We start from the raw sequence: 21,191 nt of genomic DNA, 5'->3' as shown, positions 1-21,191 counted from the left end.
TCATCGAGCTGCCGGTGGACCTCACAAGTTGAGGTTCACCGGCAGTTCTGCGAGACCGCTGACCAGCACGCGCCGCCACTCGAGCTCTTCGGCCGGCTTCGCGAGGCTCATCCGCGGAAACCTCTGGACCAGGGCCGCCAGCGACTCCTGCAGCTCGATCCGCGCCAGTTGTGCGCCGAGGCAGAAGTGCGGACCGAAGCCGAACGACAGGTGCTTGTTGTCCGGCCGATCCAGCCGCAGCTCATCGGGCGCGTCGTACGTCCGCGGGTCCCGGTTCGCGGAGTTGAGCGCGGCCATCACGCCGTCACCCGCCTTGATGCGTACGCCGTGCAGTTCGATGTCCTCGACCGCGACGCGGAGCTGCCCGACCTCGCTGAACCGGTTGAACCGCAGCAGCTCTTCGATCGCGGACGGGATCAACCCGGGCTCCTCGACCAGCCGCGCCCAGTTCTCCGGCCGGCGCAGCAGGGTGGCGACGCAGCTGGATATCTGGTTCGCCGAGGTCTCGTGCCCGGCGACGAGCAGGTTCACGCCGAACGCGATCAGCTCGTCCTGGCTGAGCCGGTCGCCCTCCGCGCGGGCGCGGACGAGTTCGTCGAGCAGGTCCTCGGCGGGCTGGTCGGTGTTCGCGAGCTTCTTGGTGACCAGGTCCTCGATGTACGCGGTCAGGTTGGTCATCGCGTCCTCGACCAGATCCTTCTCGGCCATCTTCATGCTGTACCCGAGCTCGGTCCACTCCCGGAACTGTTCACGGTCCGCGTACGGCACGCCGAGCAGCCGGCAGATCACCTGGATCGGCAACGGCAGCGCCACCAGCTGCCGGATGTCGGCGCCGTCACCGACCTGGGCCACGTCCTCGGCGAGCTGTGCGGACAGCTCCGCGACCCACGGCCGGGTCTGCTCGATCTTCCGGTGCGCGAACGTTGGCACCACCAATCGTCGGAGCCGGCTGTGCTCCGGGGGGTCGGTGGTGGTCAGGCTGTTCGGCATCGGTGTGGCCAGCGCGACCCGGGGAGCTCCCTGCTTCACCACCGCGGCGCGCGAGAAGCGCGGATCGGCGAGCACCAGTTTCACGTCGTCGTACCGGGTGACCAGCCAGACCTCGGCGCCGGCCAGCGTCCGCACCCGCGCCACCGGGCGGTTCTCCCGCAACGCGGCGAACGTCGGCGACGGATCGAACCGAAACGCGTCCTCGAACGGAATCTGCAAGACCGGCTCAGTCATACCCCGACCCTAGGCAACTTAGGTAACCCTTGCTTCGGATCCCGGTGTGTCTGCGGCGTGTCGGCGCCGGTGCGTGCAAGCTCGACAGGTAGTGCACCGAGAGACGGTGTACGCCTCGCGCTGAGGTGCACTAGGTAAGGTCCGGTACCTCCTGTGCAGAGTGCACATCCACCCGGGCGTGCCTCACCGCGGAACTTACGGCGCGGACCTTTGAGCCTGGATCCGTGGATTGGCCGGGTGGCACCTGTCAGCCGGCTGAGCAGCACCGGCAATCCCAAGGGGTTGTTCGGTCGCGTTGGGGGTTCTCTGCTGGTATCCGAGCGAAGAACCCCCAACAGGGGTGGAGAACCGCTGAGGTGAGGGGTGAAGGGACGCTTTCAGAGGTGAACCCCTGAAAGTTCTCCGGCGGGGCGGTGTGCCCGGCCGGCCGTCCGTACCGCCGACTCGTCCACGGATTCAGGCTGAGGTACGGCGGTACCGCGGCGGCTACTTGGTGCCGAAGGAGTAGATGGTGGTGGACTTGTAGGTCTCGCCGGGGCGCAGGACCGTGGACGGGAAGTTCGCGTGGTTCGGCGAGTCCGGGAAGTGCTGGGTCTCGAACGCGAACGCGTCGCCCTGTCGGTAGGCCTTGTTGCCGATGCCGAGGAACGTGCCGTCGAGGAAGTTCCCGCTGTAGAACTGGACGCCCGGCTGGTCGGTGAGCACCTCGATCGTGCGACCGTGCTCGGGCTCCCAGAAGCGGCCCGCGAGCCGCAGGCCGTCGTCGTCCGGCTCGCCGCCGATGACGAAGTTGTGGTCGTACCCGCGGCCGAAGATCAGCTGCTGGTGGTCGCCGCGCAGCCGCTTGCCGATCGCGGTCGGCCGGCTGAAGTCGAACGGCGTCCCGGCGACCGGGGCGATCTCGCCGGTCGGGATCAGCGTCGCGTCGACCGGCGTGTACTTCGGCGCGTTCAGCTCCAGCACGTGGTCGTAGATGGTGCCGTTGCCCTCGCCGAGCAGGTTGAAGTACACGTGGTTGGTGAGGTTCACGATCGTCGGCTTGCCGGCGACCGTCGCGTGGTAGTCGATCCGCAGGTTGTCGCGCCGGTCCAGCGTGTACGTGACGGTGCTGGTGAGCTCACCGGGGAAGCCCATCTCGCCGTCCGGGCTGACGTAGGTGAAGGCCACCCCGACGGCCTTGTCGCTCTGCACGACCTTGGCCTTCCAGACCAACTTGTCGAAACCGATCGTGCCGCCGTGCAGCGCGTTCTCGCCGTTGTTGACCGGGATCTGGTACGTCGTCCCGTCGAGCGTGAACCGCCCCTTCGCGATCCGGTTGCCGTACCGGCCGATGGTGGCGCCGAAGTACGGGCTGAGCTTCGCGTAGTCGGGCAGGTTGTCGAAGCCGAGGCTGATGTTCGTGGTCCGGCCGCGGCGGTCCGGCGTCTCGACGCGCTGGATCGTCGCGCCCCAGGTGAGCATCGAGATCGTCACCCGGCCGTTGGTGAACGTGTACACGTCCACCTGCTGACCGTCCGGTGTGGTGCCGAACGGGGCCTTGGTGATCTCGAGCTTGCCGTGGTGTCCGCGCATGCCGGTCAATCTATCCGGCGTACCAGCGGCCGAACCGGTTCGGGCGGCGTCGGGGCCGGCTTGGGCGGTGCTGGTGAGTGCGCCCGCGGCGGCGGCACCGAGGCCCAGGGCGCCGGCGGTCCGCAGGACCTGGCGGCGGGGCAGGTGATCGGGCATCGCAATCCCCTCAATCGTTGTAGAAACCAGACCCGGGCACGATAAGCACGCCAGACCAGTGTTTGGAACAGTTCGGAAGGGTGTGAATTCGTCCGATCTCTCCGCGCTGACCGGATCGTTCCGGTCCCGGCCCCGATCGAGCCTTCAGCCGGGTGCCGGGCGCGGGCGATGCTGGGGGCATGAGCCGAACCGCACTGATCGTGATCGACGTCCAGGAATCGTTCCGGGTCCGCCCGAACTGGCAGCTGGTGAACCACCCCGACATCGCCGGCCGGGTGGACCGGCTGGTGCGGGCGGCCCGGGAGGCCGGCGACCTCGTCGTCTGGGTGCTGCACACCGAACCGGGGACCGGCGGCGCCTTCGACCCCGCCAACGGGCACGTCCGGCTGATCGACGGTCTCGAACCGCTGCCGACGGAAATCACGATCCGGAAAACGTCACACAACGCCTTCACCACAACGAATCTGCAGCAAGTGCTCACGCAGAACGGCGTTTCCGAAATCGTTGTCTGCGGCATCCGGACCGAGCAGTGCTGTGAGACCACCGCGCGGGTCGGGTCCGACCTCGGGTACGACGTGGTGTTCGTCTCCGAGGCGACCGCGACGATGGCGCTGGCGCACCCCTCGATCCGCGACGAGGCGACCGTCGAGGAGATCCTCGCCGATCCGCGGACCCTCACCGCGGAGCAGGTCGTCGAGCGGACCGAGTACGTGCTGGCCGGCCGGTTCGCCACCATCCGGACCCTCGACGAGCTCACCGGCGTACCCGTGGCATCCTGACCGGATGCGTCCCACTCGGGTGGTCTTCGTGCTCGTGCCGAAGCTGCATCTGCTCGATCTGGCCGGCCCGGCGCAGGTGTTCACGACCGCGAACGACTTCGGCTACCGCTACGACGTGTTCTACGTGGCCGAATCCGACGAGATCGCGACCGCCCAGGGCGTGCCGTTGCGGACCTCGTCGGTCTGGCCGGAGCTCGAGCCGGGTGATTTGGTCGTGGTCCCGGGATGGCGGTCGCCGCGGCTGTCCCCGGAGCCGCCGATCGGGTCCGGGTTCCGGCAGCGGCTGCGGGCGCACCACGCGAGCGGCGGGTCGGTGGCGAGCGTCTGCTCCGGGGCCGACGCGCTCGGCTGGGCCGGCCTCCTCGACGGACGCCGGTTCACCACCCACCACGACCTGACCGACGAACTGGCCGCCCGCTACCCGCGGGCGACCATCGTGCGTGACGTGCTGTACGTCGAGGACGACCGCGTCATCACCTCCGCCGGGATCGCCAGCGGGATCGACCTGGCGCTGCACCTGGTCGCGGTCGGCCGGGGCGCCGAGGCAGCTGCGCGGGTCGCGCGCGAGATGGTCGTCTATGCCCGGCGCAACGGCGACGAGCTGCAGGAGTCCGTGATGCTGCGGCACCGGGACCACCTCAACGATCTGGCACACCGCGTCCAGGACGTCATCGACGTCCGGTACGCCGACCGGCTCCCACTGGCCGACCTGGCCGGGCAGGTCGGCGTCAGCGAGCGCACGCTGACCCGCCTCTTCACCGCCTCCACCGGTCTCACGCCGCTGCGGTACCAGCAGCTCCTGCGGCTGGAGCGGGCCGAACACCTGATCGGCCACGGCGCCACCGTCGAGTCCGCCGCCCGGACCGTCGGTTTCGAGGACGCCCGGATGCTCCGCCGCCTGCGCAGCCGGAATTCCGTCTAGTCCGGAACAACTTTTTCCGGAACCCGTACGTCTACCCGTGCACAACCGACGACGAGGGGGACGGAACATGAGGTTTGTTGCTCGGGGCATGCGCCGGGGTGTGGTTGCGACCGGTGCGGCGGCCGGCGTGCTGGCCGTGGGACTCACCGTTCTGGCGGCGCCGGGGGCGGACGCCGGTACGACGTCGACGGCCTCCGCGACGTCGGCGACCGCGCTCAGCCGGTCGCAGATGCTGACCGTCGCCGAGGTGCGGAAGGCGGACGCGCGGGCGGGTTGGCTTCGGCAGGTGGACAGGGGAATCCTGCCGAGGACCTACTGCGGACCGGCCTCGACCGAGGGCAAGCGGGTCGCGGCGCGGATGGCGCGCGGGTTCAGCAACGACATGAGCTCGTGGGGCGCGCAGTACGTCAGCCGGTACGCGAACGCGGCGAGTGCGCGGGCGGCGTACAACTCGATCATCGCGACGCTGAAGAGCTGCACGTACAGCAAGCCCGCGCCGACGCACGCGCGGAAGATCACCGAGAACCGGGTGGTGAAGGGCACCTCGGGTGACGTCACGCGGGTGATCCGGTGGTACGACTACCCGAAGCCGAACGACCCGGGCAGCGAGCCGGGCGGGTTCCCGTACGCCGTCACGCTCAAGGGCCGCAACGTCTCGGTGCTGGCGTTCCGCGAGATGGGCCCGGGGGTGCCCGCGCCGAACTTCGACAAGCTCGCGCGGCAGGCAGCGGCCAAGATCAGCCGCTAGGAGCCCAGCGGGGGGAAGGTGCTGGGCGGGGACGTGCCGGCCGGGACGGATGAGGGGTCACCGTCCCGGCCGGCACTCGTACTACCTGGCCGCGGCTGCCAGCTTGGCGACCGCCGTACTGAGCTGACCGCTGAGGAGGGCGTGGTCGGCGTCGGAGACGAGCTTCGACGCGGACTCGTCCAGGTTCTGCCCGATGTGGTTCTGCGCGATCCAGCGGGCCACGCCGACGACCGCGTCGTCCTCGGCGAACGTGTCCGCCTTCGTGCGCTCCAGGAACGTGGCTGACCGGGCGGCCGCGGCCAGCGCAACAGTTGCCTGCGGCCCCGACCAGTCACGGATCCCGAGCGCGGCGCTCGCCGTCGCCGCGGCCGCCACCGCGTACGGATCGTGCTTGCGCAGCAGGCTGTCGCGCGCTTCGGCCAACGCCTGCCGGGCGGCCGCCTGGGTGGTGAGGCCCCAGCCGAACGGGTACTGCGGATCGTAGGACGTATCGCCGACGTTCAGCGGCTGCTGGTCCTCGGTGCGCGGCCAGCTGACCGGCAGCCGGCCGCTGAACGGGACCTTGCCGAACAGTACGTCCGCGACGCCGGCGCCTTCGGTCCCCGGAAGCCAGGAGGCGACGAGCGCGTCGATCTCGCCGAGCTGGTCGGCGACGACCTGCGGCCGGCCGGACACGATCAGCACGACGCACTTCATCGCGCCGCAGACCTTGTCGACGGCCGCCTTGTCGGCAGCCGAGAGCAGCAGGTCGTGGCCGTTGCCGACGTCGCCGATCCCTTCGGCGTACGGGCGTTCGCCGACCACGACCACGCCGACGTCGTGACCCGCGAGCGGCGCCGACGCGTCCGCGCTGAAGGTCGCGTCCGGGACCATCTGCTTGATCCCGTCGAGAATCGTCGTGCCGGTGGTGGTCGCGCCCGAGCCGCCCTGCCAGCTGATGCTCCAGCCGCCCATCTGGTTGCCGAGGTCTGCTGCGTTGCTGCCTGCGACGTACACCTTGCTGGTCGATGCCAAGGGCAACAGATTGCCCTGGTTCTTCAGCAGCACCTGCGACTTCGCCGCGGCCTCGCGCCCGACGGCGCGGTGGGCGGCCGATCCGACCGACGCGGCGTTGGTCGGGTCGGCGTACGGGTGCTCGAACAGGCCGAGCTTGAACTTCTCGGTCAGGATCCGGCGGACCGCGTCGTCGATCCGCGGCATCTTGATCCGGCCGGCCTCGATCTCCGCGGTCAGGCCCTGGGTGAAGCCCTGGTAGTTGGTCGGCACCATGATCATGTCCAGGCCGGCGTTGACCGACGTCCGGATGTCGCTCGCGTAGTCGCCCGGGAGCTGGTCGATCGCCTGCCAGTCGCTGATCACGAACCCGTCGAAGCCCATCCGCTGCTTCAGCACGCCGTTGATCAGCTCGCCGTTGCCGTGCATCTTGACCGGCGTCGCGCCGTCGACGGACAGGCTCGAGTACGACGGCATCACGGTGCCGACGCCGAGGTCCACGGCGGTCTTGAACGGTGCGAGGTGGATGGCCTCCAACTGCTGGCGGGTGACCTGCGTGATGCCTTGGTCGATCTTGTACGAGCCCGTCGTCGAGCTGCCGTACGTCGTGCCGCCGTCACCGACGAAGTGCTTCGCGGTCGCGAGCACGTGGTTGTTGCGCGCGAGTTGACTGCCGTCGGCCCTGCCCTGGAGCCCGGTGACGACGGTCGCCATCGACTGGACCAGCGCCGGGTCCTCGCCGTACCCCTCGTAGGCACGGCCCCAGCGGTCGTCGCGGACCACGCACACGCACGGCGCGAAGTCCCACGGGATGCCGGTGGCGCGGACCTCGGTCGCGGTGACCTCGCCGGTCCGCCGGGCCAGGTCCGGGTCGCGGGTGGCGCCGATCCCGATGTTGTGCGGGAGGATCGTCGCGCCGATCACGTTGTTGTGCCCGTGGACGGCGTCGACGCCGTAGATCAGCGGGATCTGCAGGCGGGTGGCCTGCGCGTTCTGCTGGAAGGTGTCGATCATCGCGGCCCAGGCGGCCGGGGTGTTCGGGGTCGGGACCGAGCCGCCGCCGGACAGCAGTGAGCCGAGCGCGTAGGACGCGATGTCGGAACGGGACCGCAGCGCGTTCCGCTCGGCCTGGGTCATCTGGCCGACCTTTTCGGCCACCGTCATCCGGGCGAGCAGATCGTCGACGCGGTTGCGGATCGGGAGTTTCCGGTCCAGGTACGGCAGGTCGTGCGCGTCGATCACCACGACCGGCTGGGTCTGCGGGGCCTTCGCGCCGGTCACCGTGAGCTCGAGGGGAACGGTTTCCGCAACTTCCGCGGAACTGTCTTTCCGGGTGGTCACGGAAACGTTCTGCGACGTTCCGGAAACTGTTCCGGCAGGGAACGTGAGCGTTCCGGAAACCGGTGTGTAGTCGTCGGCGCCGGCGGTTCCGTCTCCGGTCCGGTAGGCGACGGTGACCAGCTCCTCCAGCGGCGTGCCGCCGGTGGTCGCGACGGTGACCTTCACCTGCGCGGTTCCGCCCTCCTTGATCGGGTAGACATCGGCGTCGGTGACCACACTGTTCTTCAACGCCGGGTCGGCCTTGCCGTAGACCTCGACCTGGTCGATCGCGAACTCACCCGGCGAACCGGCCGGCATCGTGAACGCGTAGCCCCACATCTGCGTCAGGTTCAGCACGTGGTCGATACCGCCGACCGGCTGGTAGTCGCCGCGGTACACGAGCTCGCTGAACGGGATCTCGACCTGGTGCCAGCCCTGCCAGTCGTCGGTGAAGCTCGTGTTCCACAGCTCCGACGCCTCGGCGTTCGCGCCGCCGTCCTTGATTTCGAAGAAGATCCGCTTCCCTGAGCCGGGCGGCAGCGGAGCGGTGTTCTGCCCGTACCACCAGAAGCGGATCCCCTTGTACGGCGACCAGTCGCCCGGGTTCACGTCGTACGTCACGTCGTGGCTGAACCCGCCCCAGCCGCTGATGTCGTAGGTCCCGTGCAGCACCTGCTCGCCGGCCGGCGCGTCCGCGCGGGCCTGGAGCTCGAGCGCCGGCGGATCGTCCGCGTCGCTGCCCCAGGTGAAGATCCCCGCGTTCGGCGGCGACGCGAACGGCTCCGCGCCCTCGAACGCGGCCAGCGTCACCGGCGCCGGATCATCGGCCACCGCCTCCAGCGGCAACATCCCCGCCACCAGCGCCGCCACCACAACCACACCAACCCGCCGCCACCCACGCATGGCCGCTCCCTCCCGGAACCCGGGCCCCACGCCCACGTCCGGCCCCGACTCTCAAACACCCACCCTCCGCGGTCAAGACCTCACCGGTTCCGGAACTAGAGCGCTCTCACAGGCGCGCCGGGCGCATGTGGGGACGTGGTCGGAGGTGGTGGTCGGAGCGGACCAGGTCGGCGGTGCGGATGGTGGTGGTGCCGACGGGGAGGTGACGGCGGGACTTGACCCAGGTGATCAGGTCTTCGGGGTGGGTGACGTCTTCGGTGAAGTGGAGGAGGTTGAGGTACCAGATGTCGCGGCGGTCGGGTTCGAACCAGGCGTCGGGGCCGAGTTCGGCGGTGAGGTGGTCGCTGAAGGTGTCGGCGGTGGTGTCGACCGCCTCGGCGCAGGCCATGACGGTGCCGGGGGTAAGGGTGAGGCCGGTGACGCGGAAGCCGATCGGCCAGGAGCTGCGGGCGGCCGCGCGGCCGAGCGCCGACCGGTAGCGGGTCAGCGCCGGGTCGTCGGGCGGGATCAGCTCGCGGCGCGGCTCCAGAGCCCGCACGGTCAAGTGGGCTGATCCGAGCTGCCCGGTCTGCCAGTGACCCGGCCCCGCCAGTTCGGCGGCCTCCCGGGTCAGCGCGTCGAGAGCGTATGCGACAGGCCCGGGCGCGGGGCGCAGTACGACGCTGACGGGCCAGCGGCCGCCGTCGCGCGGGATCTCGTCGCGCTGGTGTGTCCCGGCGCTGATCTGCGGGGCGGCGAGGGCGAACAACTGATCGAACTTCGTGGTCTCGATGATCCTGCCTCCTTCGCTCGGGTACGACGCGAGGTCTGGACAGGTGGTTCGTCGGTGGGTGACTGTTGTGCCCGGCGTCGAGTGGGGGAGGAATCGATGAAGCTCCGTTATGTCCTGAGCAGCGTGGCACTGATCGTCCCGATGGCGGTGGTCGCAGTCGTGACACCGGCCGCCGCGGGACCGGCTCAGGGCTCTGCTGCAAGCCCCGGTGCATCCGCGAAGGTCCCGTCGCTGTTGCGGGACGCCGCGAAGGCGGCCGCGGCCAAACAGACCGGCGTCAAGGCGCGCGCCCTGAGCGCCGACGCGAGCGGCGAGCGTCTCGGCGTACAGGTGTACGCCGCGCAGCCGGTCACCGCGCAGCAGCGGGCCGACCTGGCGTCCTTGGGCGTCACGGTCCTGAAGAACTCTGCCGACTTCAAGAAGGTGCCAGGTGTCGACCTGCCGAGCACCGGGCTCGTGTCCGCCTCGGTGCCCTACGACAAGCTCGACGCCGTCGCCGCGCTCGGCTGGGTGACCGCGCTGCGGCCCGCGCTGCGCCCGGCCGTCGACGTCGGACCGATCACCGCCGAGGGCGTCACGCTGCACAAGGCTGACCTGGCCCAGGCGCGCGGCCTGACAGGACGCGGCCAGAAGGTCGGTGCGATCTCCGGGGACGTCGACCACATCGCCGACTCGATCGCGCAGGGTGAGCTACCGGCCGACGTCCAGGTGCTGCAGCAGGCGGCGTCGTACGAGGACGACGAGGGCACCGCGATGCTCGAGATCATCCACGACCTGGCGCCGGGCGCGAAGCTCGCCTACGCCAGCACGCAGGACACCACCGCGCAGTACGTCGAGGCGTTCCACACGCTGGCCGCCGCCGGGGTCACGATGATCGCCGAGGACATCGCCCTCGACGACGAGCCCGCGTTCCAGCAGGGCATCGGCGCGGCGACGGCGGAGAGCCTCGCCAAGCACGGCATCTGGGTCAGCTCGTCGGCCGGGAACCTCGGCAACCGGCACGCACCGCGGGTCAAGGCGATCGGCACGGACAGCGGACCGGACGGCGCCACCGGCCCCTTCACCGGCTGCCCGAACGCCCCCGACAACGTCGTGCAGCTGCGCGGCACCGACACGACGTACAACCTCAACCTGCTGCCCGGTGCGACCGTGATGCCGACGCTGCAGTGGAGCGAGCCGCGGGCCGTCTACCCGACGGCCGGCCAGGGCGGCTTCACCGACCTGAACCTGTACCTGATGGACGCCGCCGGTACGACGTGCCTCGCGTCCAGCACCGGCGTCCAGGCGAACGGCGTCGGCGACACCATCGAGCAGTTCATCTACGAGAACACGACCGGTGTGGCGCAGCCGGCCAAGCTGGTCGTCGACGTCCAGGGCACGTCGTCGGCCGTGACGCCGCCGATCCTCGACCTGCGCTGGCGGGCGCTCTCGGCCGGCGTCCAGACGATCGACCCGCCGGAGCGCGCCGGTTCGATGAACCCGGACTCGAATTACCTGGGCTTCGCCACCAGCGCGGGCGCCGTCAACGCCAGCGTGTCGGTCGATCCGGCCGCCGCCCCGCTGGAGGCGTACAGCGCGGCGGGCCCGACGCAGATCGTGACCACGACGCGGTGTGCGGGCGGCAAGCCGGGACCGTGCCGCGGCATCGCCGGGAGCACAGCCAAGAGCTTCCCGGCGCCGTACTGGCTGGCGTCGGACGGGGTCTCCGTCAGCGGCGCCGGCGGCTTCGGCTCCGGCACCTGCCCGACCGCCGTCCAGGGTTCCTGCCGCTTCTTCGGTACGTCGGCGAGCGCGCCCACCGCGGCGGGTGTGGCGGCGCTGACCAGGCAGGAGTTCGGCGGCAGGCTGTCTCCGCTGACGCTGAACGCGATCCTCGCGGTCAGAGCGAAGCACCGCGACGGCGCCGGCGTGGGGGCAGGGGTGCTGAGCGCCCGCTGATTCAGAACCTGAAGTGGTCCGATTGAGAACGAATTCAGTACTCGTAGTCATGGACCGATGCCGCCATCCCCGGAAAGGATGGCGGCATGACTACACGTTTCGGGGTCTTCGTACCGCAGGGCTGGAAGATGGACCTGGCCGGGATCGCCGACCCGATCGAGCAGTGGGAGGCGATGACGGCCGTCGCCCAGCGCGCCGACGAGCAGTCCTGGGACTCGATCTGGCTGTTCGACCACTTCCACACGGTGCCGGAGCCGAGTGACAACACCACCTTCGAGTGCTGGAGCGCCACCGCGGCGCTGGCCCGCGACACCAAGCGGGTGAACATCGGTCAGATGGTCGGCTGCAACGGGTACCGCAACCCCTCGCTCTACGCGAAGATCGCCTCCACCGTCGACGTCGCCAGCCACGGCCGCCTGTACGCCGGGATCGGCGCGGGCTGGTACGAGCACGAGTGGAAGGCGTACGGCTACGAGTGGACCGACATCCCGCAGCGGATGGCGGCGTTCCGCGAGGCGACCGAGATCATCTACAAGATGTGGACCGAGGACAAGCCGGTCTACAACGGCAAGTACTACTCGATCGATGCCCCGATCAACGAGCCGAAGGGCGTCCGGAAGCCGCACCCGAGCTTCTGGATCGGCGGCGGCGGCCCGAAGGTCACGCTGAAGCTGGTCGCGCAGTACGCCGACGCGGCGAACATCGGCGGCGGCAACCCGGAGACCTTCAAGGAGAAGGCGGACATCCTGCGCGGGCACTGCCAGAAGGTCGGCCGCGACTACGACGAGATCATCAAGTCGACGAACTTCAACGTGTTCCCGATCGACAAGGGCGACGACCCGCAGAAGGCGACCGAGAAGGCGCTCGGCCCGATGAACCGGGAGAAGTTCGACCGGGACAACCTGATCGCCACCGAGGACGAGATCGCCGACAAGGTCGAGGCGGTCCTCGAGGCCGGCGCCGACTACGTGATCTTCTACGTCCCCGGCGTCGCCTACGACCTGGACCTGCTGGAGCGCGTCGAGAACATCGCGAAGCGCTTCGCCTGACGGCAGCCGCACCAAACCGCATTTCACTGGTCCACCAGCCAGCTTGGGGGTTCTACACCCGTAACCAGGGTGTGGAACCCCCCATTTGCCTGGCTCACCAGGCAAATGGGGTGGTGGTGGCCGGTATCAGTCATGGCGGATGTAGGTCAGGGGGAGTGGTGGACTGTGGCTGAGGGCAACTGACAGGCTCAGCGCGACGGCCTCGCGTGGGTCGGGCTGTCGGGAGGTGTCCACCTGTGTTTTCCCGATCGTCCCGAGCTGCGGCGGGCCTGCTCGCCGCGGTGGTCGCCGGTTCCCTGCTGCTGACGACCACCACGGCGAGTGCCGCCCCACCAGCCGGTCCACCCACCGGGTCCGCACCGGGCGCCCAGGCGACGCCCGGTGCGGGCAGCAAGCGGATCACGCTGGTCACCGGCGACGTCGCCGAGCTCACCACGAGCTCGAACGGCCAGGTCTCGGCCCGCCTGCTCGGTGACGAGCCGTACTACTTCGGCACCTTCGACGGAGACCTCACTCTGGTCCCGGCCGACGCATACCCGCTGCTCACGGCGGGCCGGCTCGACAAGCGCCTCTTCAACCTGACCGAGCTCGCCGCGCAGGGGTACGACGACGCGAGCAGCGACCAGTTGCCGCTACTGATCTCCGGCTCCACGACGTTGCGCAGTACGGCGGCCACCCTCCGCCGTACGCTGCCCAGCGTCGGAAGCAGCGCGGTCTCCGTACGGAAGGCCGACGCGAAGACCTTCTGGGACGGCATCAGCGGCCCGACGACGTTCAAGAGCAGCCAGGTGACCAAGATCTGGCTCGACGGCCGCACTCACGCCACCCTCGACCGCTCCACGAAGCAGATCGGCGCCCCGACCGCCTGGAAGCAGGGGTACGACGGCAACGGCGTCAAGGTCGCCGTCCTGGACACCGGGTACGACGCCGGCCATCCGGACCTCGCCAAGCAGGTCGTCGCGTCGGAGAGCTTCGTCCCCGACGAGGCCGTCCAGGACCTGCACGGCCACGGCACGCACACCGCGTCGATCGTCGCGGGCCTCGGTACGGCGTCCGGCGGCGTCCGGAAGGGTGTCGCGCCGGGAGCGGACCTGCTGATCGGCAAGGTGCTCGACAACAGCGGCGGCGGGTACGACTCCGAGGCGATCGCCGGGATGGAGTGGGCCGTCCAGCAGGGCGCGAAGGTGGTCAGCATGAGCCTCGGCGGCTGGCCGTCCGACGGCACCGACCCGATGAGCGAGGCCGTCGACCGGCTGTCGAAGTCGAGCGGCGCGCTGTTCGTGATCGCGGCCGGCAACTCCGGCGCCGAGGAAACCGTCGGTTCTCCGGGGACGGCGTCCGAGGCGCTGACCGTCGGCGCGGTCGACCGCGACGACAGCCTGGCAGCCTTCTCCAGCCGCGGCCCGCGGCTCGGTGACGGCGCCCTCAAGCCCGAGGTCACCGCTCCGGGTGTGGAGATCGCCGCCGCCCGCGCGGCCGGCACCGAGCAGGGGCACGTCCTCGGCCAGTACTACACGGCGATGAGCGGTACGTCGATGGCGACGCCGCACGTCGCCGGCGCCGCGGCGATCCTCGCGCAGCGGCACCCCGACTGGGCCGGTCCGCAACTGAAGGCCGCGCTGGCCTCGACGGCAGTCCCGTCCGCGGGCGCCCGCACCGACCAGCAGGGACTCGGCCGGGTCGACATCCCGAACGCGCTCGACCCCAAGGTCCTGCCGGACACCGCCAACCTGTTCTTCGGCGACCTGTCCTGGACCGGTCCGGCCGCGCCGGCGCCGGTCACCCGCAGCGTTGCCTATCGCAACAACTCCGACCGCGCGGTGACGCTGACGCTGTCGGTCGCCGCACAGTCTCCGGCGGGGGTGGCGGCCGGGCTGACGGTGAGCCCGGCCCGGCTGACCATCCCCGCCGGTGGTACCGCGTCCGCGACCGTCACGCTTGATCTGGCGAAGACCCAGCCGGCCAAGTACGCCGGTGTCCTGACGGCCCGGACCGGCGCCGCGGCGTACCGGACCGGCCTCGGGTTCGCGGCCGGTGGGCGGCTGAACCAGGTGACCGTGAAGGCGATCGGCCGTGACGGGCAACCCGCCACCACCAAGGCCGGCGCGAGCGGTGTCCAGCTGTGGAACCAGGACACCGGCGACGTGAACGCGATCGCGTTCGACGAGACCGGCAGCCGCACCCTCGACGTACCGACCGGGCGCTACAGCGTGATGGCGTACGCCGTCGGCGGCGACGAGGCGGACTGGGCGAACTCGATCACGCTGCTCGGTGATCCGGACGAGTGGATCGACCGTGACCGGACGTTCACGTTCGACGCCCGGACCGCGCACAAGGTGACGATCAGGACGCCGCGGCCGGCCGAGGCGCAGAGCATCGGGGTCGCCTGGCACCGCAAGGTCGGCGACCGCGACGCCGTCTCCGGCTGGGCGTACAACGGCCGGGTGGCCGACGGCGTCTACGTGCAGGATTTCGGAAAGGTCGCCAACGGTACCTTCCAGGTCGTGCAGCGCTGGGACCTCGCGCAGCCGAAACTGACCGTGGACGCCAACGGTGTCCGCCTGCCCACACCGGTCGAGGGTTCGGAACGGACCGTGTACGTCGGGCACGAGAAACTGCCGCTCTACAACGGCGGCGACGGTACGGCGGCCGAGCTCAACGGCGCCGACGGAGCGGCTGTACTGATCCGCTGGGGCGGGGACGACGCGACCGAAACACAGGTGGAGGCGGCCAAGGCGGCCGGTGCGAAAGTGGTGTTCCTGTACCACGAGCAGCCCGGCTATTGGTCGACCGGGACCGAGCAAGGCGTTCCGCTCTACCTGCTGCGCGCCGAGCAGGGCAAGCAGTTGCTCGGCCAACTGGCCGAAGGGCCCGTCTCGCTGCAGCTCAACGGCCTGCTCGACAGCACCTATCGGTACGACGTCGCGCTTGCCCCGCCGGTCGTGAAGGGCGCGCTGACGTACGACGTCGCGAAGATGCGACCGGCTGTCGTGACCACGGACTTCCAGCGCAACGACGCGTTCTGGCTGCACCGCGACCAGCGGATCGCACACCTGCCGGGGATCTCCACCGGGCTGACGGCGTCCCGGCTGATCGCCGGGGCGGTCAAGCGGACCGACTACCTCGTCACGGACGTCAAGGGCGTCACCTGGGACGAGAAAACGTCCGCGGGTGAGTGGAACGAGAGCGGCTTCGAGTCGACGATCACGCGGGCGTACCGGCCGGGCGAGCAGGTCACGCGCGGCTGGTGGGAGTCGCTGACGCGGCCCGCCGTACCGGGGTTGTCGGACGCCCCCGGTGACGAGGCGCAGGGCTGGCCGCCGGCACGGTTCGAGAACGCGTTGCGGATCGCGATCCCGCAGTACGTCAGCGGCGACCGGACAGTGTTCGGCTGGGGCGACCGCGGCGACGTGACGAGCATGCAGCTGAGCAGCAACGGTGTCGAACTCGGCAGCAAGAACTGGTCGGTCGCGCAGTTCACGGTCCCGGCCAAGGCCGCCTGGTACGACCTGACGCTGGACCAGAAGCGCGGGCCGAACAGCTGGGCGAAGACGTCTACGTCGACGCACACCCGGTGGCACTTCGTGTCGGCGCCGTCGAAGAGCCGCGCGGTCCTGCCGCTCGTCCAGGTCGACTACCGGCACACCAACGGCTGGCTCGAGCTGACGCCGAGGTACCAGCCGGGCGTGCGCGGCCTGGGGGTCTTCCGGACGACGGCCGAGATCTCGTACGACGGGAAGACCTGGACGAAGCTGGCGCTGCGCGGGGTCGGCACCGTGCGGGCACAGGTCCCGGCCGGCGCGTACCCGAGTCTGCGGGTGACCGCGACGGACCTGGTCGGCAACAGCATCACCCAGACTATCGACCGCGCCTGGGCGAGCTGAACGTTCAAAAAGAGCGACGCCACGAAGCGGGGGGATTGCTTCGTGGCGTCGCCAGGGGCGCGCCTAGGGAGGGGTGGGGGCAGGCGCGCCGGTCCAGTGAGGTTCAGCTGCCGAGAATGCCTCCGCCCAGGATGCCCAGCAGTCCAAGGGCGGACAGGAGACCGCGGATGACCTGGTCGACGGCCTTCGCGCCGCCGGTCTGGTAGGCGGTCACGCACTTCTGCAGCTGCTCCTGGGTCGGCTTGGTGATCGTCACCTTCGCCATCTCGGTCTGGCAGTACGTCGTGGCCTTCTGCAGCTCCTGCAGCGTGCTGCCCACCGTGCCGACGATCACGCCGACGGCCGTGGTGAGGCTGGTGACCCCCGGCGTCGTGGTCGTGGTGGTCGGAACCGTCGGCCTGGCGGTCGTCGGCTTCGAGGGCGACGGCTTCGACGTCGGCGTCGCGGTCGGCCGGCTGCTCGGCGTCGCGGTCGGCTCGGCGGTCGGCCGGGTCGTCTCGCGGGTGCCGCCGCGGCCGTCGGTCTGCGTCGGGGTCGGCGTGGCCGTCGGCGTCGGGATGTCGATCGCCTGCGGCAGGTCCTTGTCGGACGGCGCGTCGATCGTCGAGTCGCCGATCTGGTCGCCGGCCTCGTCGACGTCGTCACCCGCGGTGCCGTTGCCGACCGCGATCCAGCTGCCACCGGCGTACGCCTTGGCGATGCTCGTCACCAGGTCGACGTACTGCTGGGAGTGGTTGTAGCGCAGGACCGCCGCGTTCAGGTCGCTCGCGTCGGCGAGGTCGGTCTTGCCGGAGCACAGGTACACCCCGGTCGACATGGCCGCGTCGTCGATGTCCTGCGGGTTCCGCACGCCGTCGCCGTCGCCGTCCACGCCCATGGCCCGCCAGGTGCCGGGGATGAACTGCATCGGCCCGACCGCGCGGTCGAACGCGCCGTCGCCGTCGAACGAGCCCGCGTCGGTGTCCGAGATCCGGGCCATGCCGGACGAGCCGTCCAGCCGCGGGCCGAAGATGCCCGGGATCGCGACGCCCTGGGCGTTCAGCGCGTTGCCGCCGAAGCGGCCGTGGTTGGACTCGACACGGCCGATCGCGGCCACCAGCGTCCACGGCAGGTGGCACGACGGGTCCGCCTGGGCAAGCACCTGCTGGGCCCGCGAGTACGCCTTCAGCGCGGCGTTCGGGATGCCGTTGCGGGACAGGCCCGAGACCACCTGGGTCGGCTGCTCGCCGGGGTCGACGCCGTGGCCGACCACGCCCGGCACCGGCACGTTGGCCGGCTCGCGGACCGGCTGCTTCGGTACGACGACCGGGCTGCCGCCGGACAGGCCGTTCTCCAGCGACGCGGTCGCGATCGCCGGGTCGTCCGTGGCGCTGACGGTGAACGCGCTCGCGAACAGCGCCAACGGGATCAGCGGCGCCACCTGACGCCACCCGCTACCCGTGGCGCGGCGCTTGCCCTTCGCCATCGATTAGTCCCCTCCGTGACTCATCGACCAGCCCGGCCCCACGCTGCGGACAGTCTTTGTGTCGTTGTCGGTCGGCCGTCGTAATAGGTCTAACGTCCGCCCCGTTGCGTGGGTTACGCGTCGGACGCAGACCGTGTACGAGCGGTCACCGGGTACCCATACTGGCGCATATCAAGGGAAAAGCAACACGCGGAGTGAGGGATATCCCACGAATCTCCGGGTACTTTCTCAGTCTCGGGGTAGACCGGGTGTGATGCGCACCACCCGGACGGCAGCATGACCACCTCTAGCCTGGGGAGGCCTGACCCATGCCCGCCCGTCCGCCCGCTGCGCAACTACATCACGAGCTGCTCGACGACTGGGAGCTGTGGCTCCGAGCCGCCGACGCATCCGACAACACCGTCTCTACCCGCATCACCGGGGTCAAGCTGCTCTGGCACGTCGCCGGCACGCCTGACCCGGTGTCGATCCCCACCACGGCCGTCGTCAGGTGGCTAGCAGGATGCAACACGAAGTGGACCCGCTGCACGTACGCGGCATCCGCGCGAGCCTGGTTCAGGTGGCTCAACGATCGGGGGTACCGCAACGACAACCCGATGGTCGAGCTGCCGGTTCCGAAGGCTCCGCGGTCGGTGCCGCGGCCGGCGTCGACAGAGACCGTTCGCAGTGTGCTCGAGGTGTGCGGGCTGCGAGCTCGGTCGTACATGACGCTGGCAACGTTCCTGGGGCTGCGGGTCCACGAGATCGCGAAGATCCGCGGCGATGACTTCGACGACGAGGGCTGGTACTACGTCCGCGGGAAGGGCGGCGTGTTCGCCGCGATCCCGACACACCCCCTGGTCGAAGAGCTGCGCAAGGGCTACCCGCGGGCCGGCTACTGGTTCCCGGGCAAGGACGACGGCCATGTGCAGTCGTCGACGGTGACCTCGGTGATCGGCCGGGCGTTCCGCAAGGCCGGCTACCCGGTGACCGCGCATCAACTGCGGCACTGGTACGGCACCCATGTCCAGCGGGTCGGGAAGGACGCCCGCGCGACACAGACACTGCTGCGGCACGCGAACCTCGCGAGCTCGCAGATCTACACGCTGGTCGCTGACCGGCATCTACAGGAGATCGTCCGCCGTCTGGCGGTCTGATCTTGGCGGTCCCGGCCCGGTGTTGTGAGCACCGGCCGGGACCTCGAACGGACACCGGAGGTCCGAACGTGAACGACACCCTATCCACACCTGATCCGGCGATGCAGGTCGCCGCGGTCCGCGAGATCCTCGAGCAGCGCACGTTCATGCACTCGTGCGAGGCGACGCTGTTGGCGATTCGGCGGGTGATCATCCCGCCGCCGGATGAGATCGTGCCGCCGAAGCTCGGCGAGCGCGGCTGGCCCGAGCTGAAGCCGAGCGACCCGGGTTGGGAGGACACCGGATCCGGGCCCGGGCGAGGCACGGCGTGGGAACGCCACGACGACCCGGAGGCCTGAACCTGTAACGGTGGCATGGTGGTCCCCGATAGACGCGCCGTAACCAGGCTGTCGAGGGGGAACCATGCGAGGCGTCGCGGTGATCGCCGCTGCTGTGCTGCTGGCGGCGGGCTGCTCGAGCAACGACGAGGGCGGCCCGTCGCCGGCGCCGACCAGTCAGCCGCCCGTGGCCACGGCCGAGCCGACCGCGAACACACCGCCGGCCGAGGAGACCCCCGGCATGTCAGCGGCCCAGGTCGTCCAGGCGTTCACGAAGGCGAAGCTGCCGGTCAGGAACGCCCGCAACAACTCGGCGAACTGCGACGCGCAGCAGCTCGGCTGCCTGGAGCTGATCTCCACCGACGACGTCACGATCACGACCTGGGGCGACGCGGCGTCGATGGAGGTGTACGCGGCCGCGTTCGGGGCGGACGTGTTCGTGATCCGGAACGTGGTGTTGCAGTACGCCGCGGCCCGAACGCCGGCGACGCTGCGGCCGCGGTACCAGCTGGCGCTGACCAGGCTCGCGGGCTGACTCACCCGTCGACGACCCGGAACACTCCCGCCGTGCCGACGATCGTCTCCGGGTTGTCGGTCGCCCGGTAGCGCAGCTTCCAGTAGCCAGGCGTCGCGGCCGTGTGCAGCACGGCGACGCGAACGACGCCGGCGGCCGCAAGCGCGTCGTCTCGGCCGGCGGGTGCGGCCCAGTCGGACTGGGCTCCGGCCGGGTCGACGGTCGCGAGCTCGAACCCGACCGACGTCAGATCCTCGCCGCGCCGGTCAGTGATCCGCGCGTACACGTAGCCGGTGGTACCGACCTCGAGCGTGGTCGGTTCGGTGTCGATCATGCTTCGATCTCCATTCGGAAGCGGCCAGGTTCGACCGACGCGGCGAACCGGCCAGGCTCGACCACGACCCTCAGAGCCAGGTCTCGCAGGACCTCGTTCGGGTTGTGCGGCGTGACCGCCTCGTCCGTCTCCAGCGCGGGCTGGACGGGCGTGGCGCGGGTCTGGGCGGGCGACTGGGCGGTGTCGGTCTCACCGGCTGGGGCCGCCGGTACGACGCGGCTACGGGCCGGTGAGAGCGCCTGATCGGTCTCGGCGGCGCCCGTGGCCGCCGCGAGCCGCTGCCGGGCCGGCGTCAGGCCGGTGTCCGTCTCGGCAGCCGGGCTGGTCGGCGTGCCCGGCTGGCCCGGCGGTAGGGCGGTGTCGGTCTCGGTGGCCGGCGCCACGGCACGCTGCCGCTGCTGGCCGGGCGTGACCGCGGTGTCGGTCTCAGCGGCGGGCCCCGCGGCCAGCTGCCGCTGCCGGGCCGGGGTGATCGCGGTGTCTGCCTCGGTCGCCGCCATGACCGAGGTGTTGTTACTGCCGCCACCGGTGTCCGGCTTCAGCGCCAGCGTCGCGACGCAGATCTCGCCGTTCCCCGACACCGTGCCGCCAGACGTCGTCACCGAACCAGCCGCCCCAAGAATCCGGGTGTTGGTGTGCAGCACGCCATGGTCGAGCTGCTCGGCGAAGTTCGTCGGCGGCGTGGTCGACACGGCCTGGGTGGTGCCTGCCGAGTTGCTCAGCGCAGCCGCGGTCGTCGGTGTGAGGGTCGTCGACGGGTACCCGGTCGAGGCGGTCGCGACGGCGGCGCCGTCTGTCGGGTCGCCCGACGCGAGTACGCCGGACCACAGCTCGGCGTGCGCCATGTTCCAGCAGGTCGCCGAGAAACTCAGGTTCCAGCTGGCGTCCGCCGCGGTCAGCCGCTTCCACGCCTTCCGGATCGACTGGTTACCCGGCGACGACGTGGTCGCCATGGTGGCGTGTGCCGCGGCGACCTCGGTGAAGCCGAGCGCGGCCCAGTTCGTCACGGTCGGCTCGGTGGACGACGTCCAGGTCTCGACCGTGATGACGACGACCTTGCCGGCGGCCGCACCAGCCGGGGCTGGGACGGACTTGCTGTTGGCGAAGGTGTCCCCGGTCCCGGAGGTCGACGTGGCGTCGAGAGCGAGAGCCACGGGTCACACCT

General features: G+C 70.3%; 16 protein-coding genes. 9 read left to right on the top strand and 7 right to left on the bottom strand.

From position 1 onward, the window contains the following. Positions 1 to 21 precede the first annotated feature (21 nt). Both ABZX12_RS18735 and ABZX12_RS18730 read right to left on the bottom strand, forming a co-directional pair. Positions 22 to 1,224: a cytochrome P450 gene (locus ABZX12_RS18735; protein ID WP_355694624.1), complete on the bottom strand. Its 1,203-nt coding sequence runs from the start codon at positions 1,222 to 1,224 to the stop codon at positions 22 to 24. A gap of 486 nt (positions 1,225 to 1,710) precedes the next feature. Beyond that, positions 1,711 to 2,952 (bottom strand): aldose epimerase family protein, encoded by a 1,242-nt coding sequence (locus tag ABZX12_RS18730; protein ID WP_355694622.1) that lies wholly within the window; start codon positions 2,950 to 2,952, stop codon positions 1,711 to 1,713. A gap of 179 nt (positions 2,953 to 3,131) precedes the next feature. Here ABZX12_RS18730 and ABZX12_RS18725 point away from each other — a divergent pair, with 179 nt between their 5' ends. The 3 genes from ABZX12_RS18725 (at position 3,132) to ABZX12_RS18715 (ending at position 5,401) form a co-directional block, all read left to right on the top strand. Beyond that, the gene (locus ABZX12_RS18725) at positions 3,132 to 3,731 is read left to right on the top strand and encodes an isochorismatase family protein (protein ID WP_355694621.1); all 600 of its coding nucleotides are present in this window, start codon (positions 3,132 to 3,134) and stop codon (positions 3,729 to 3,731) included. Between the two features lie 4 nt (positions 3,732 to 3,735). Further along, positions 3,736 to 4,653 carry a DJ-1/PfpI family protein gene (locus ABZX12_RS18720; protein WP_355694619.1) on the top strand — a complete coding sequence of 306 codons (918 nt, stop codon included), beginning with the start codon at positions 3,736 to 3,738 and terminating at the stop codon, positions 4,651 to 4,653. 67 nt (positions 4,654 to 4,720) lie between these two features. Then, complete coding sequence (locus ABZX12_RS18715; protein WP_355694618.1) at positions 4,721 to 5,401, top strand: hypothetical protein; 681 nt, start codon at positions 4,721 to 4,723, stop codon at positions 5,399 to 5,401. An 81-nt stretch (positions 5,402 to 5,482) separates the two neighbouring features. Here ABZX12_RS18715 and ABZX12_RS18710 read toward each other — a convergent pair whose 3' ends face one another. Next, on the bottom strand, positions 5,483 to 8,617 hold the full coding sequence (locus tag ABZX12_RS18710) for a glycoside hydrolase family 3 N-terminal domain-containing protein (protein ID WP_355694616.1): 3,135 nt from the start codon (positions 8,615 to 8,617) through the stop codon (positions 5,483 to 5,485). 106 nt (positions 8,618 to 8,723) lie between these two features. Beyond that, a complete protein-coding gene (locus tag ABZX12_RS18705; RefSeq protein WP_355694614.1) occupies positions 8,724 to 9,365 on the bottom strand; it encodes a hypothetical protein in 642 nt (213 codons plus the stop codon). Positions 9,366 to 9,485: 120 nt separating this feature from the next. Here ABZX12_RS18705 and ABZX12_RS18700 point away from each other — a divergent pair, with 120 nt between their 5' ends. The 3 genes from ABZX12_RS18700 (at position 9,486) to ABZX12_RS18690 (ending at position 16,260) form a co-directional block, all read left to right on the top strand. Beyond that, positions 9,486 to 11,327: a S8 family serine peptidase gene (locus tag ABZX12_RS18700; RefSeq protein ID WP_355694612.1), complete on the top strand. Its 1,842-nt coding sequence runs from the start codon at positions 9,486 to 9,488 to the stop codon at positions 11,325 to 11,327. 86 nt (positions 11,328 to 11,413) lie between these two features. Continuing rightward, complete coding sequence (locus ABZX12_RS18695) at positions 11,414 to 12,376, top strand: LLM class F420-dependent oxidoreductase (RefSeq protein ID WP_355694610.1); 963 nt, start codon at positions 11,414 to 11,416, stop codon at positions 12,374 to 12,376. Between the two features lie 236 nt (positions 12,377 to 12,612). After that, positions 12,613 to 16,260 carry a S8 family peptidase gene (locus ABZX12_RS18690; RefSeq protein ID WP_355694608.1) on the top strand — a complete coding sequence of 1,216 codons (3,648 nt, stop codon included), beginning with the start codon at positions 12,613 to 12,615 and terminating at the stop codon, positions 16,258 to 16,260. 103 nt (positions 16,261 to 16,363) lie between these two features. Here the strand turns inward: ABZX12_RS18690 and ABZX12_RS18685 are convergent, their stop codons facing one another. Beyond that, complete coding sequence (locus ABZX12_RS18685) at positions 16,364 to 17,725, bottom strand: lytic murein transglycosylase (RefSeq protein WP_355694606.1); 1,362 nt, start codon at positions 17,723 to 17,725, stop codon at positions 16,364 to 16,366. A gap of 308 nt (positions 17,726 to 18,033) precedes the next feature. Between ABZX12_RS18685 and ABZX12_RS18680 the strand changes: the two genes are divergently transcribed. The 3 genes from ABZX12_RS18680 (at position 18,034) to ABZX12_RS18670 (ending at position 19,713) form a co-directional block, all read left to right on the top strand. Further along, positions 18,034 to 18,861, top strand: coding sequence for a tyrosine-type recombinase/integrase (locus ABZX12_RS18680; RefSeq protein WP_355694605.1), 828 nt, complete (start codon positions 18,034 to 18,036; stop codon positions 18,859 to 18,861). A 68-nt stretch (positions 18,862 to 18,929) separates the two neighbouring features. Next, positions 18,930 to 19,199, top strand: coding sequence for a hypothetical protein (locus ABZX12_RS18675; RefSeq protein ID WP_355694603.1), 270 nt, complete (start codon positions 18,930 to 18,932; stop codon positions 19,197 to 19,199). A 64-nt stretch (positions 19,200 to 19,263) separates the two neighbouring features. Then, on the top strand, positions 19,264 to 19,713 hold the full coding sequence (locus ABZX12_RS18670; protein ID WP_355694601.1) for a hypothetical protein: 450 nt from the start codon (positions 19,264 to 19,266) through the stop codon (positions 19,711 to 19,713). A gap of 1 nt (position 19,714) precedes the next feature. On the opposite strand, the gene ABZX12_RS18665 is transcribed toward ABZX12_RS18670, so the two are convergent. Both ABZX12_RS18665 and ABZX12_RS18660 read right to left on the bottom strand, forming a co-directional pair. Next, on the bottom strand, positions 19,715 to 20,026 hold the full coding sequence (locus ABZX12_RS18665; RefSeq protein ID WP_355694599.1) for a hypothetical protein: 312 nt from the start codon (positions 20,024 to 20,026) through the stop codon (positions 19,715 to 19,717). Further along, entirely contained in the window at positions 20,023 to 21,180 is a 1,158-nt protein-coding gene (locus ABZX12_RS18660) for a hypothetical protein (RefSeq protein WP_355694597.1), read from the bottom strand. The genes ABZX12_RS18665 and ABZX12_RS18660 overlap by 4 nt, the downstream gene beginning before the upstream one ends. Positions 21,181 to 21,191: the final 11 nt, after the last annotated feature.

It is taken from the genome of Kribbella sp. NPDC003505, assembly GCF_040610875.1.
In the GTDB taxonomy this organism is placed as follows: domain Bacteria; phylum Actinomycetota; class Actinomycetes; order Propionibacteriales; family Kribbellaceae; genus Kribbella.
This window is presented reverse-complemented; position numbering and strand designations above follow the sequence as displayed.

Bases quoted from the DNA above. Each gene is read 5' to 3' on its own strand.
- ABZX12_RS18665 (WP_355694599.1), bottom strand. From the start codon at position 20,026: ATGATCGACACCGAACCGACCACGCTCGAGGTCGGTACCACCGGCTAC.
- ABZX12_RS18710 (WP_355694616.1), bottom strand. From the start codon at position 8,617: ATGCGTGGGTGGCGGCGGGTTGGTGTGGTTGTGGTGGCGGCGCTGGTG.
- ABZX12_RS18720 (WP_355694619.1), top strand. From the start codon at position 3,736: ATGCGTCCCACTCGGGTGGTCTTCGTGCTCGTGCCGAAGCTGCATCTG.
- ABZX12_RS18685 (WP_355694606.1), bottom strand. From the start codon at position 17,725: ATGGCGAAGGGCAAGCGCCGCGCCACGGGTAGCGGGTGGCGTCAGGTG.
- ABZX12_RS18725 (WP_355694621.1), top strand. From the start codon at position 3,132: ATGAGCCGAACCGCACTGATCGTGATCGACGTCCAGGAATCGTTCCGG.
- ABZX12_RS18670 (WP_355694601.1), top strand. From the start codon at position 19,264: ATGCGAGGCGTCGCGGTGATCGCCGCTGCTGTGCTGCTGGCGGCGGGC.
- ABZX12_RS18715 (WP_355694618.1), top strand. From the start codon at position 4,721: ATGAGGTTTGTTGCTCGGGGCATGCGCCGGGGTGTGGTTGCGACCGGT.
- ABZX12_RS18700 (WP_355694612.1), top strand. From the start codon at position 9,486: ATGAAGCTCCGTTATGTCCTGAGCAGCGTGGCACTGATCGTCCCGATG.
- ABZX12_RS18695 (WP_355694610.1), top strand. From the start codon at position 11,414: ATGACTACACGTTTCGGGGTCTTCGTACCGCAGGGCTGGAAGATGGAC.
- ABZX12_RS18730 (WP_355694622.1), bottom strand. From the start codon at position 2,952: ATGCCCGATCACCTGCCCCGCCGCCAGGTCCTGCGGACCGCCGGCGCC.
- ABZX12_RS18735 (WP_355694624.1), bottom strand. From the start codon at position 1,224: ATGACTGAGCCGGTCTTGCAGATTCCGTTCGAGGACGCGTTTCGGTTC.
- ABZX12_RS18680 (WP_355694605.1), top strand. From the start codon at position 18,034: ATGCCCGCCCGTCCGCCCGCTGCGCAACTACATCACGAGCTGCTCGAC.